This is a genomic window from Franconibacter sp. IITDAS19, assembly GCF_023079515.1.
Lineage (GTDB): Bacteria > Pseudomonadota > Gammaproteobacteria > Enterobacterales > Enterobacteriaceae > Franconibacter > Franconibacter pulveris.
The window spans coordinates 26,693-37,165 of record NZ_JALJCP010000009.1; the positions used below are offsets into that span (position 1 = coordinate 26,693).

Here is a 10,473-nt window from a genome sequence, read left to right on the forward strand (position 1 = left end):
ATTCCTGCCAAAAAAGTTCCCTGAGAAGCTTTTCCGTTTCCTGATGATAGTTTATCTAACATAAACGCCACAGTCACCGACGCCAGGACCGCTTTGCTCAGGTTGTTTTTGTGCAGTTCTGTATTACCCGCTACTGGTTCAAGTTCAGAGATCGAATAAGCAACCAGTCCATATCTTCAGCGAAAAATAGCGCCTCTGAAGCCATCCGGTTAAAGGCCTCAATCCATAGCGACAGCTGTTTCCAGCTTATCAAACCAACCTCGCTCCCTTCTGCGCGTAAAGGAAAGAGATGAAGCGCGGACTCAAACCCATAGAAACCATTTTTAGTTTCTAAAAAGGAGATCAGTTCTTTCACTGCCGGAAACGGCCAGGTCGCTAACTGCTGGCTTTCAGGGCGTTCTGAAGACTGACTGTCACTGCAAATGGACAATAATTTTTCAGTGAATCTACCTATATTTTTCAACTTCCGCCATAGCCTGGATAATCAATGCGAATTTGTATCTCACCCGCCACGCCCGGCTTACTTACAACGGCTCAAAGCCAGCCGCAAACCGGCGCCAATTTCAGCAGGCGAATTATTTGTCGAAAGAATAACGTCCTCAATGCCATCGCCTTTAGACCGCCCCCAGGCTTCTAACTTTTCATGGCGCGTTGGGATTATTGTAATGATATCGTTCACGCAGTGCACAGTGCATTTTTTCATATCTTTAAATAACGTTTTTTTGGTCTTATATTGATACTGCTCTAGCAACATAGCTGTCCAATTTTTATATCTTTCTTTAACTTTATCGGCATCAAAAAAAGCCGCACGCTCTTCGCGTACTACCAGACTTCTGCTATCCGACAATGCCTGTAAAATAGCGTCACCTATGCGCATATCATCAGCGTCTGGTGGAAGCAAACGAGAAGGGAACAAAGCGTCCCTTCCGGTCATGCCTAGCCCAGAATAAGTATCAATGCAAAAAAAATCATTCGTTATAAAGACATTAGCCCAGTAATCCTGGTTTTGGTTAAATTTCATTATTTCCTTAATTCCCGCTTAATATATCTTCTACTCAAATCAAGTTTATTACACTGCGCCTGTATCATTATAGCCCAGACATCCTTTTTATTTAAGCAAATATCGGACTTTGACCTGGGCCATTCATTAATGAAATACATTTCAATAAGTGAGCTTGTTACGCATTAATAATACAAACCAGGCCATATAGAGCAATCTTGACACCCACAATAACAGAAGGCACTTTGACAGTCCTCCTCTCAAGAAAAATTCTTTTATAAAAAGAATTTTACCATTATTATTATAAACCAACCCAGAAAAGAACTTCCCGTGCACAATAAATAAAATAACAGCAAGCACACCAGGAATATTATTAAGAAGCGCTATTGGATCGTTCGCCCTGCTAAACTCCAGCGCAAGACCAAAGCAATAAATAAAAATCAAAAGCAAGGCTGTCAGGTTCGATCCAGTATTCCTGCCAAAAAAAGATAGTCACTAAAAACAAGAACATCCTTCCTTGGTTTAGCGCCACCCAAAACTTTATAGACAAAAAGAAAAAATATAATTGCCAAAGCTGCCAGCGATATAGCCAACCCAACAGCACTAAAATAAAAGAAATAGTTATTAGAAATCATGATGGTATATCTCCCTGGTCGATTCTCCATCTATATCTATATTCAACGGCGGTAATTTAGATTCACCGCTCACGCCAACCGATGGTCCGAAACCAACTGAGAGGCCTATCCCGCCTTTACTCCCAGTGACAGTAGCGCCTCCAACAAGCCAACCAAAATTATAAGCATGTTCTCTCAGCTTTTACATGTACTCCATGGAATTTGCAACAGTAGCTCCAGCCGGATAATTATTCACAGCTTCCAGAATGTAATTAGCCGTCATAGCCTCTGTTATACCAAAGCCACATTAAGATCGCTCTATATTCTACCGCATTTCTAATTTTAGGCAGAGGCAGAGCCTGAAAAACAGGCTCATTTATAAAAAAACAATATTATATATAAGCTTAATCATTTAATCTTAAGCGCAACGAGACACCAACCTCTGCGAGTACTTTCTCGACTTCATGAAAAAAAACATTACTTCATCTGGAGGATTGTTTTTGAAATATATTTCAATCCTTTTTTTGGCATCTTTATGAACTGTAGGAAAATTATATTTTATTTCTCCTCCTTCTATAAATCTAATGTATGAGTTTATTTTCTCCTGCAACTTATACAAATGTTCATTAGTTGCGCTCCTCCATGCCAGATGATCAGAGATAGCCAGACTAACAACGTCTGGCTCGTTTTCAGGTATCCCCATAAAATCTATCTTATTAATATCTTCTACTGACATATTTAACCTTTGCCTTTATCTGGTGTTACCACATTAACTTTAGCAGGTGGAATTAAAATTCCTCTTCAAAACCGGGCTTACCCGCTCCAGAAATCACTCCACCATGCTTCTCAATTTCAGGATAGCCAATTTTCTGATTAGGTGTCAGCGGCGCTGTTGCCGAGCTTTTACATTCAATGCAGAAGATGTTCCCATCACTATCTTTAGTCATTATATCCACTCTGACATTCACCCCGCTTCCGGTTTTTATTGTAACTTCACGCGCCGTATCGGTCATTCCCTTGGCATATTCTTGAAATTTACTATCTTCAAAAGCTTTTCCTTGTTCATAATTCTGACGAATTTGATTAACCGGATTTAACGAGGGTATGGCATGTTTTGAAGTATTATCAAATGTATAATAACTGCCATTATTGCTATAGATAACATTGCCTAAAAGTTCTGTCTTCCCTGTATTAGTATAGATTCCACCTTTGGGGCCGATCACAGTGTTACTGACGGGATGCCGATAAAGATTCGGGTGATGCCCGACTGCATCGTTATCACCACCCAGAATACCCGCGAGCTGTGGGGCTGCGCCGAGGGGCTGAGCGTGACTTACGTCAACAGGCCAAAGATGCTCCAGTGGCTTAAGACCTTCCCCGGCGCGCGGAACGACACCGGCGATTTGTCGGTGATTAAGCGCAGGGATGGGCATTTTGCCTGACGGCTGGTAGCTAGACCCCGGACACTCTTTAGTGGCCGGGAGATTTCAACTAGTTTTTGGGTATATAGTCAGGATCTTCTTCATCACTATCCCAAAATTGATTTGGTATTGCGTACTCTCCATCTTTTATTACAGGGCACCATCCAAAATCATTATAAAAAACATAAAGATCAACCACTTCATAGCTATCTTTTGTCTTCTTGTTTAACGTTATTAAAGCGGGCTCATTGTGGGTATAAGCCCCGCCGGCTTTCGCTATTGCTCGCTCTTCTAAGCGTTGTCGATCCCATTCATGCATAATCCCCGCCGTGCATGGGACAACCGTAGAAAAGATAACTTCGAACTTATCAGCTACTTTAATAATGCAGGGTATGTTCTTCTGTTCTGGTAGCAGCCCAGTTATCAAATTATCTGGGAAATTAATTTCTAATATCATTTTTGCCAACTTTTGGGGACAATAACTTCCCCTGTAAAATTTTTCTCGAATGTGCTAACAGGGCTAAAATATTGCTTATCCCAGGGATCTCTTATTGCTACAACTGATATACCATTTCGTGTTGTAACGCCATCTACAACAACGAAGTGAGAAAAACTGCAGCCTCCGGTTTTATCAGCAATACGAGCAATGAAAGGCGTACCATTAGCAGTATAGCGAGATAAATCGCTAACGCCTCGGTTACCCCATGCAACAGCATTAACCCCTTCCGATTTTAATATATTGGAGACTTGTAATGATGTTATGCCTCCTGGTGTAGGGGGTATTGGATATTAAACTAACAATATCCACAGGTTTACCCATTGTATCCAATACCATTCCGCATGAATTATGACCACATGTCGGTAACGCCCCCTGATTGACAACAGTCCTATCACCATTGCGTGGAAGAGCATCATCTAATAATGGATGCCTACTGCCAGCCATTCCCGCAACATCATCCGCTACATTAGTGGCAGTTCCTTTTCCCGTTAAAGCGGTGTTAGTTGATTTTCCTCCCGGCAAAATCTTGGCGGGTATAAAAGCACCAGATATTATCCCTGATCTGTTCTTTCCACCGTTCAGCGCTTTCTTTCAGTGACTCCCGGTCCTTATCCCCAGCCATCGAGTTATTCTCAACCGCATTTTTCCCTGCCACCGCACCGGCAGCGCCTGCCAGAGCGTTGCGTCCCTGAAGCTCCGCCACAACGGCTCCGGCGATGGCATGGGCAATCGCTTTACTGCCCTCGTCCAGGTTCAGCTTATGGCCGATAACATCCGCCAGGTACGGCGCTGCGCCGCCTGCCAGCGCCGACTGAACGTCACCGCCTGGACGGCCCGCTGGTTCGCCTGGTCGCGAATGGTGATGGCGCCATTCTACTGCAGACTGCGTCGTGCCTTCGGCGTGGCTGCCGCCGCACAACTGAAGCGCCGCAACCCACCACCCCAGTCGGGCCGTGCGTAATGCGATATTTTTACGCGGCGAGTGGATTGGACAGGCGGGATTTATTGTGGGGATACCAATGAAAATCCGGGTGATGCCCGACTGCATCGTCATCACCACCCGGAACAGCCGCGAGCTATACGGCTGCGCAGAGGGGTTGAGCGTGACTTACGTCAACAGGCCAAAAATGCCCCAGTGGTTTAAGACCTTCCCCGGCGCGCTCAATGACACCGGCGATCTGCCGGTGATTAAGCGCGGGGACGGGCGTTTTGGGTAAAGGCTGACGACTGATAAACAGATCCCGGCACAGTGGCCGGGATCTGTTCAGGCAAGTAGATCTAATTTTGTTTCATTCAAAATACATATAAATTCTTCTAATGAGAATTTCATTTCTATTGATTCTGGTAGTAATCGACTATCAGTAAAAAACTCAACCTCAACCGCGTTAGCACCTTTATCTTTATTAAGCTGACAGAGTATTTGCCCCTTATAAGATATCTCTGCGGTCAGTTCTTCGTACCGGGAGTCACTAAAAAAATCCACACTAAAATCACTTTTCATACATGTTATCTCTTTGGATCTAGGAAGCCTGAGAATGAGCCATCAGAGTTATAGCGAACGCCCCTGCCATCAGGTAAGCGGTATTCCACACCACCTCTTGAAAGATTTGTTCTAACAGTTCCCTTATTGTTCAATACCTCATTTACGAAGTTACCAGCCGCTTCATTTTTCTGAGCTGTGTTCCCTTTCAAAGGATCGAATACCCCTCCTGGCCTTCCTGCATGTTTTTCCCATGCACGCGCTGCTGCGGATAATCCTTGATTATTAATTGGTTGATTAGCCGAAGAGGTAAGATCTTCCTTTTTAAATTTATCATCAAAATTACTGGATTGAGTTTGTTTATCTCGTCCATTCTCCTCATCCTGCGGCTCCCAGCCACCCGGCGTGCCTGACCCCGCACCGCCTAACTCTGCCTTCTCTGCATCAGTCAGATCCTTGCCGATGTTTGGATTTGAGGCACTCCCGGAACCGTACTTATCCTGCAACGAGCTGAGATATTTTCCGGTGATCTCATCGTTACCCATCATTTCAAGGGTAACAAGATGATCCAGTTCATCAGCGGTCAGTTTGTCGGCAAGCGTTTTCGCCACTACGCCAGTAATACCAGCCTTGACCCCGATTTCCAGCAACTGCTCTGCAACCTTCGTCCGGCACGGCGCTGCAACCGCGCAACCTCTGGCAACCAGAGACAGCGAGTTATTCTCAACTGCATTTTTCCCTGCCTGCGCGCCGGTTAACGCACTGGCGCTGCTGTCTCCGGCAATGCCGCCAGCAAGCCCTGCCGCAAGCGTTGAGAAAGCGCTGATGGTCTGCTTCTCTTCTTCGGTCAGGTCCGCTGCGCTTTTGCCGGGAACATCTGCGCCAGCAAGATGTGAGCTGCCTGTTCCCCTGCCACCGCACCGGCAACGCCTGCCAGAGCGTTGCGTCCCTGAAGCTCCGCCACGACGGCTCCGGCGATGGCATGGGCAATCGCTTTACTGCCCTCGTCCAGGTTCAGCTTATGGCCGATAACATCCGCCAGGTACGGCGCTGCGCCACCTGCCAGCGCCGACTGAACGTCCCCGCCCGCCAGGCCCGCTGGTTCGGTGATGGCGCCATCCTACTGCAGACTGCGTCGTGCCTTCGACGTGGCTGCTGCCGCACAACTGAAGCGCCGCAACCCACCACCCGCTGCGAGTACTACAGCCGGGCCGTGCATAAGGCGATATTTTTACGCGGCGAGTGGATACTACACGCGGGATTTACTGATGGGATGCCGGTTAAAATACGGGTGATGTCGGACTGCATCGTTATCACCACCCGGAACAGCCGCGAGCTATACGGCTGCGCAGAGGGGTTGAGCGTGACTTACGTCAACAGGCCAAAAATGCCCCAGTGGTTTAAGACCTTACCCGGCGCGCTTAATCACCGGCGATCTGCCGGTGATTAAGCGCGGGGACGGGCGTTTTGGGTAAAGGCGAATAGCATGATCCCGGCGATCAAGCCGGGATCTCTATCAGTATTTTTTGTTACCGATATATATTGCATTACTTTCAGGTGGAACAACATTATCCCATCCCATCACATCTAAAATAATCTTTGCTAAAACCCTCATTTTATTCCATTCATCGCTGTAACAGAGAGCATCATCATTCCAGTACTGAAGATTAGCCGATCCACTAATTGATAACATATAATCATCTAATGTTTTAATAGCCTGTTTCTGAGCGTCTGTTAGCTGAGCGTCATTTATTTCATCTAAAGCAATTTCCCATTCTACTGCTAACTGATCTGCTACATTTACAAATTCGGGAAACAATTTTTTTTGCACTTCATATGGCTGAGCAAAAGCTTGTGTTATCCATTTAATTTTATTCATATTATTTACTCTTTTGGCTTATCAATAATCGTAGCCTTTTCTCCAGGTGTTGGCTTATAAGAACTTGGATCTACAACTTTCATAGTCCCTTGTGTTGTAGTCGAGACTTTATAATAACTTCCTCCATGACGCCCTCCTCCTGGATGATATTGAATCTGGCTGATTTCTGGATGGCCTTTAACTTCAATAATAACAGCCTGACCAGAACCTCGCGTAGATTGTGCCGGACATTAACCTGATAACCTGCCGCCTGAAAATCTTTGACGATATCATCAGTTGAACGTCCCCAGATTACTTGAGGCGATTTTGTAAACACGCAACGCCGTGTAAGCGTTTTCGTTCAGCTCAATTTGAGTACGCATCTGTGCCACGCAAGCGGTGTCTCCCGCATCCCAGCATGATTTCAGCTTCAGGATATTTTCTGCTGACTCCTTGGCCATATCCTTACGAACACCCTGCTCACAGGATGGGTTTCCGTTACAACCTTTGAGTTGCTCGGTGAAGTCCTTCGGTCTTTCCTGACTCAAGAAGTTATTCTCAACCGCATTTTTCCCTGCCTGCGCGCCGGCAGCGCCTGCCAGAGCGTTGCGTCCCTGAAGTTCCGCCACAACGGCTCCGGCGATGGCATGGGCAATCGCTTTACTGCCCTCGTCCAGGTTCAGCTTATGGCCGATAACATCCGCCAGGTACGGCGCTGCGCCGCCTGCCAGCGCCGACTGAACGTCACCGCCTGGACGGCCCGCTGGTTCGCCTGGTCGCGAATGGTGATGGCGCCATTCTACTGCAGACTGCGTCGTGCCTTCGACGTGGCTGCTGCCGCACAACTGAAGCGCCGCAACCCACCACCCGCTGCGAGTACTACAGCCGGGCCGTGCATAAGGCGATATTTTTACGCGGCGAGTGGATACTACACGCGGGATTTACTGATGGGATGCCGGTTAAAATACGGGTGATGTCGGACTGCATCGTTATCACCACCCGGAACAGCCGCGAGCTATACGGCTGCGCAGAGGGGTTGAGCGTGACTTACGTCAACAGGCCAAAAATGCCCCAGTGGTTTAAGACCTTCCCCGGCGCGCTCAATGACACCGGCGATCTGCCGGTGATTAAGCGCGGGGACGGGCGTTTTGGGTAAAGGCTGACGACTGATAAACAGATCCCGGCACAGTGGCCGGGATCTGTTCAGGCAAGTAGATCTAATTTTGTTTCATTCAAAATACATATAAATTCTTCTAATGAGAATTTCATTTCTATTGATTCTGGTAGTAATCGACTATCAGTAAAAAACTCAACCTCAACCGCGTTAGCACCTTTATCTTTATTAAGCTGACAGAGTATTTGCCCCTTATAAGATATCTCTGCGGTCAGTTCTTCGTACCGGGAGTCACTAAAAAAATCCACACTAAAATCACTTTTCATACATGTTATCTCTTTGGATCTAGGAAGCCTGAGAATGAGCCATCAGAGTTATAGCGAACGCCCCTGCCATCAGGTAAGCGGTATTCCACACCACCTCTTGAAAGATTTGTTCTAACAGTTCCCTTATTGTTCAATACCTCATTTACGAAGTTACCAGCCGCTTCATTTTTCTGAGCTGTGTTCCCTTTCAAAGGATCGAATACCCCTCCTGGCCTTCCTGCATGTTTTTCCCATGCACGCGCTGCTGCGGATAATCCTTGATTATTAATTGGTTGATTAGCCGAAGAGGTAAGATCTTCCTTTTTAAATTTATCATCAAAATTACTGGATTGAGTTTGTTTATCTCGTCCATTCTCCTCATCCTGCGGCTCCCAGCCACCCGGCGTGCCTGACCCCGCACCGCCTAACTCTGCCTTCTCTGCATCAGTCAGATCCTTGCCGATGTTTGGATTTGAGGCACTCCCGGAACCGTACTTATCCTGCAACGAGCTGAGATATTTTCCGGTGATCTCATCGTTACCCATCATTTCAAGGGTAACAAGATGATCCAGTTCATCAGCGGTCAGTTTGTCGGCCAGAGTTTTCGCTACGGCTCCAGTAAGACCGGCTTTTACCCCTATTTCCAGCAACTGCTCTGCAACCTTCGTCCGGCACGGCGCTGCAACCGCGCAACCTCTGGCAACCAGAGACAGCGAGTTATTCTCAACTGCATTTTTCCCTGCCTGCGCGCCGGTTAACGCACTGGCGCTGCTGTCTCCGGCAATGCCGCCAGCAAGCCCTGCCGCAAGCGTTGAGAAAGCGCTGATGGTCTGCTTCTGTTCTTCGGTCAGGTCCGCTGCGCTTTTGCCGGGAACATCTGCGCCAGCAAGATGTGAGCTGCCTGTTCCCCTGCCACCGCACCGGCAACGCCTGCCAGAGCGTTGCGTCCCTGAAGCTCCGCCACGACGGCTCCGGCGATGGCATGGGCAATCGCTTTACTGCCCTCGTCCAGGTTCAGCTTATGGCCGATAACATCCGACACCGCAGACTGCGTCGTGCCTTCGGCGTGGCTGCTGCCGCACAACTGAAGCGCCGCAACCCACACCCCAGCCGGGCCGTGTGTAATGCGATATTTTTACGCGTCGAGTGGATAGAACAGGCGGGATTTACTGACGGGATGCCGGTTAAAATCCGGGGATACCCGACTGCATCCTCATCACCACCCGGAACAGCCGCGAGCTGTGGGGCTGCGCCGAGGGGCTGAGCGTGACTTACGTCAACAGGCCAAAAATGCCCCAGTGGTTTAAGACCTTCCCCGGCGCGCTGAACGACACTGGTGATGTGTCGGTGATCAAGCGCGGGAACGGGCATTTTGCCTGACGGCTGGCAACACGATCCCGGCGCTGAAGCCGGGATTAGTTATACGATTATTTGATTGATTTTTAATATATCTTTTCTTAAATCATCATTAATATCTGAAGGAGCCAGCTGGTTTATAAGTTGCCTTATTTGGGTAAAAATAACTTTCTGATCTTTTAGATCTTCTCCTTTTATTGTTGATAGGGCTGCAATTAGTTCACCATCGTAATATTCACCCGCCAACGGATCTTCAGTCAGAACTTCCAGCACTCTTGGCATCAACTGATCAATACATAATTTCTGTCTAATAGCGCGACAGAGATCTTCCACTGTTAACTTTTCAATAGGTACATCAATGATACGTTCGAACCAGAGTTCAAGCGGTGATAGTTGTTCAGGCTCTTTCGTGACGTTGATGCTTCCAATCAATTTACGGAAGGTAATCATATTCCATGTCCTTTCAGGGCTGATTCTATTTTATTAATAGCATCCGTTGCTCTGCCATACGCAGCCTGAGCTTCGGGATTATTGACGTTTTTCAACGTATCCGCATGATTTCTTAATCCTCTGAGCGTATTTTGCATTTCCTGCATATGATCCCAATATCCTCCATTCTCTTTAGGAACAGGGTTACCATCCATATCCTTGAGAGTGCCAGTAATGTCATGATCTTTTAGAGCATTTTTTATAGTGTTATCGATCTTCTTAATCGCACTTTCTTGCTTCTGATTAAGCTTGTCTACAGGTTTTTCATTTTGCTGCTTAGAATCATTTTCCGGCGGTGGTGGGGTGCCGGTTCCTGAGCCAGCACCACCTAACTCTA

The 10,473-nt window shown here is 47.2% G+C and carries 17 protein-coding genes and 3 pseudogenes; 4 read left to right on the forward strand and 16 right to left on the reverse strand.

Annotation, left to right across the window (positions count from 1 at the left end; genetic code table 11):
• Window positions 1-130: 130 nt before the first annotated feature.
• The 5 genes from MT962_RS19530 to MT962_RS19550 all read right to left on the reverse strand — a co-directional run bounded on the left by MT962_RS19530 (window position 131) and on the right by MT962_RS19550 (window position 2,837).
• Entirely contained in the window at window positions 131-463 is a 333-nt protein-coding gene (locus MT962_RS19530; RefSeq protein WP_152527563.1) for a hypothetical protein, read from the reverse strand.
• Window positions 464-520: 57 nt separating this feature from the next.
• On the reverse strand, window positions 521-1,021 hold the full coding sequence (locus MT962_RS19535; RefSeq protein ID WP_188724349.1) for a contact-dependent growth inhibition system immunity protein: 501 nt from the start codon (window positions 1,019-1,021) through the stop codon (window positions 521-523).
• Between the two features lie 434 nt (window positions 1,022-1,455).
• On the reverse strand, window positions 1,456-1,635 hold the full coding sequence (locus MT962_RS19540; RefSeq protein ID WP_247366268.1) for a hypothetical protein: 180 nt from the start codon (window positions 1,633-1,635) through the stop codon (window positions 1,456-1,458).
• Between the two features lie 397 nt (window positions 1,636-2,032).
• Window positions 2,033-2,350, reverse strand: coding sequence for a DUF6572 domain-containing protein (locus MT962_RS19545; protein ID WP_188724351.1), 318 nt, complete (start codon window positions 2,348-2,350; stop codon window positions 2,033-2,035).
• A 52-nt stretch (window positions 2,351-2,402) separates the two neighbouring features.
• The gene (locus tag MT962_RS19550; RefSeq protein WP_247366269.1) at window positions 2,403-2,837 is read right to left on the reverse strand and encodes a hypothetical protein; all 435 of its coding nucleotides are present in this window, start codon (window positions 2,835-2,837) and stop codon (window positions 2,403-2,405) included.
• Window positions 2,838-2,846: 9 nt separating this feature from the next.
• Between MT962_RS19550 and MT962_RS19555 the strand changes: the two are divergent.
• Window positions 2,847-3,056: pseudogene (locus MT962_RS19555) on the forward strand (type I toxin-antitoxin system SymE family toxin); the annotation flags it as partial.
• Window positions 3,057-3,105: 49 nt separating this feature from the next.
• On the opposite strand, the gene MT962_RS19560 reads toward MT962_RS19555, so the two are convergent.
• Together MT962_RS19560 and MT962_RS19565 are read right to left on the reverse strand one after the other, a co-directional pair.
• Window positions 3,106-3,492, reverse strand: a complete 387-nt coding sequence (locus MT962_RS19560) for a hypothetical protein (RefSeq protein WP_247366270.1) — start codon at window positions 3,490-3,492, stop codon at window positions 3,106-3,108.
• Window positions 3,493-4,033: 541 nt separating this feature from the next.
• Window positions 4,034-4,588: a hypothetical protein gene (locus MT962_RS19565; RefSeq protein WP_247366276.1), complete on the reverse strand. Its 555-nt coding sequence runs from the start codon at window positions 4,586-4,588 to the stop codon at window positions 4,034-4,036.
• Here MT962_RS19565 and MT962_RS19570 point away from each other — a divergent pair.
• Window positions 4,488-4,751, forward strand: coding sequence for a SymE family type I addiction module toxin (locus tag MT962_RS19570; protein WP_348773191.1), 264 nt, complete (start codon window positions 4,488-4,490; stop codon window positions 4,749-4,751). The two genes, MT962_RS19565 and MT962_RS19570, sit on opposite strands and share 101 nt — an antisense overlap.
• A 47-nt stretch (window positions 4,752-4,798) precedes the next feature.
• Here MT962_RS19570 and MT962_RS19575 read toward each other — a convergent pair whose 3' ends face one another.
• Both MT962_RS19575 and MT962_RS19580 read right to left on the reverse strand, forming a co-directional pair.
• Complete coding sequence (locus MT962_RS19575) at window positions 4,799-5,035, reverse strand: hypothetical protein (RefSeq protein WP_049291994.1); 237 nt, start codon at window positions 5,033-5,035, stop codon at window positions 4,799-4,801.
• A gap of 5 nt (window positions 5,036-5,040) precedes the next feature.
• A pseudogene (locus MT962_RS19580) lies at window positions 5,041-6,110 on the reverse strand (VENN motif pre-toxin domain-containing protein); the annotation flags it as partial.
• Between MT962_RS19580 and MT962_RS22315 the strand changes: the two are divergent.
• Entirely contained in the window at window positions 6,036-6,464 is a 429-nt protein-coding gene (locus MT962_RS22315) for a SymE family type I addiction module toxin (RefSeq protein WP_348773192.1), read from the forward strand. The pseudogene MT962_RS19580 and the gene MT962_RS22315 overlap by 75 nt on opposite strands.
• Before the next feature lie 66 nt (window positions 6,465-6,530).
• On the opposite strand, the gene MT962_RS19590 is transcribed toward MT962_RS22315, so the two are convergent.
• Both MT962_RS19590 and MT962_RS19595 read right to left on the reverse strand, forming a co-directional pair.
• Entirely contained in the window at window positions 6,531-6,893 is a 363-nt protein-coding gene (locus MT962_RS19590) for a hypothetical protein (protein ID WP_247366271.1), read from the reverse strand.
• Window positions 6,894-7,165: 272 nt separating this feature from the next.
• Window positions 7,166-7,717, reverse strand: a complete 552-nt coding sequence (locus MT962_RS19595) for a VENN motif pre-toxin domain-containing protein (protein ID WP_247366272.1) — start codon at window positions 7,715-7,717, stop codon at window positions 7,166-7,168.
• A 47-nt stretch (window positions 7,718-7,764) separates the two neighbouring features.
• On the opposite strand from MT962_RS19595, the gene MT962_RS19600 reads away from it, so the two are divergent.
• Entirely contained in the window at window positions 7,765-8,028 is a 264-nt protein-coding gene (locus MT962_RS19600; RefSeq protein ID WP_029590824.1) for a SymE family type I addiction module toxin, read from the forward strand.
• Between the two features lie 47 nt (window positions 8,029-8,075).
• Here the strand turns inward: MT962_RS19600 and MT962_RS19605 are convergent, their stop codons facing one another.
• The 5 genes and pseudogenes from MT962_RS19605 to MT962_RS19625 form a co-directional block, all read right to left on the reverse strand.
• Window positions 8,076-8,312 carry a hypothetical protein gene (locus MT962_RS19605; protein ID WP_049291994.1) on the reverse strand — a complete coding sequence of 79 codons (237 nt, stop codon included), beginning with the start codon at window positions 8,310-8,312 and terminating at the stop codon, window positions 8,076-8,078.
• Window positions 8,313-8,317: 5 nt separating this feature from the next.
• Entirely contained in the window at window positions 8,318-8,941 is a 624-nt protein-coding gene (locus tag MT962_RS22260) for a hypothetical protein (protein ID WP_281732773.1), read from the reverse strand.
• A gap of 60 nt (window positions 8,942-9,001) precedes the next feature.
• Window positions 9,002-9,300 (reverse strand): annotated as a pseudogene (locus tag MT962_RS22265) (VENN motif pre-toxin domain-containing protein); the annotation flags it as partial.
• 410 nt (window positions 9,301-9,710) lie between these two features.
• On the reverse strand, window positions 9,711-10,097 hold the full coding sequence (locus tag MT962_RS19620) for a contact-dependent growth inhibition system immunity protein (RefSeq protein ID WP_188724355.1): 387 nt from the start codon (window positions 10,095-10,097) through the stop codon (window positions 9,711-9,713).
• On the reverse strand, window positions 10,094-10,473 hold a 380-nt coding region (locus MT962_RS19625), incomplete at its 5' end, for a polymorphic toxin type 28 domain-containing protein (RefSeq protein ID WP_247366273.1). The genes MT962_RS19625 and MT962_RS19620, both read right to left, overlap by 4 nt.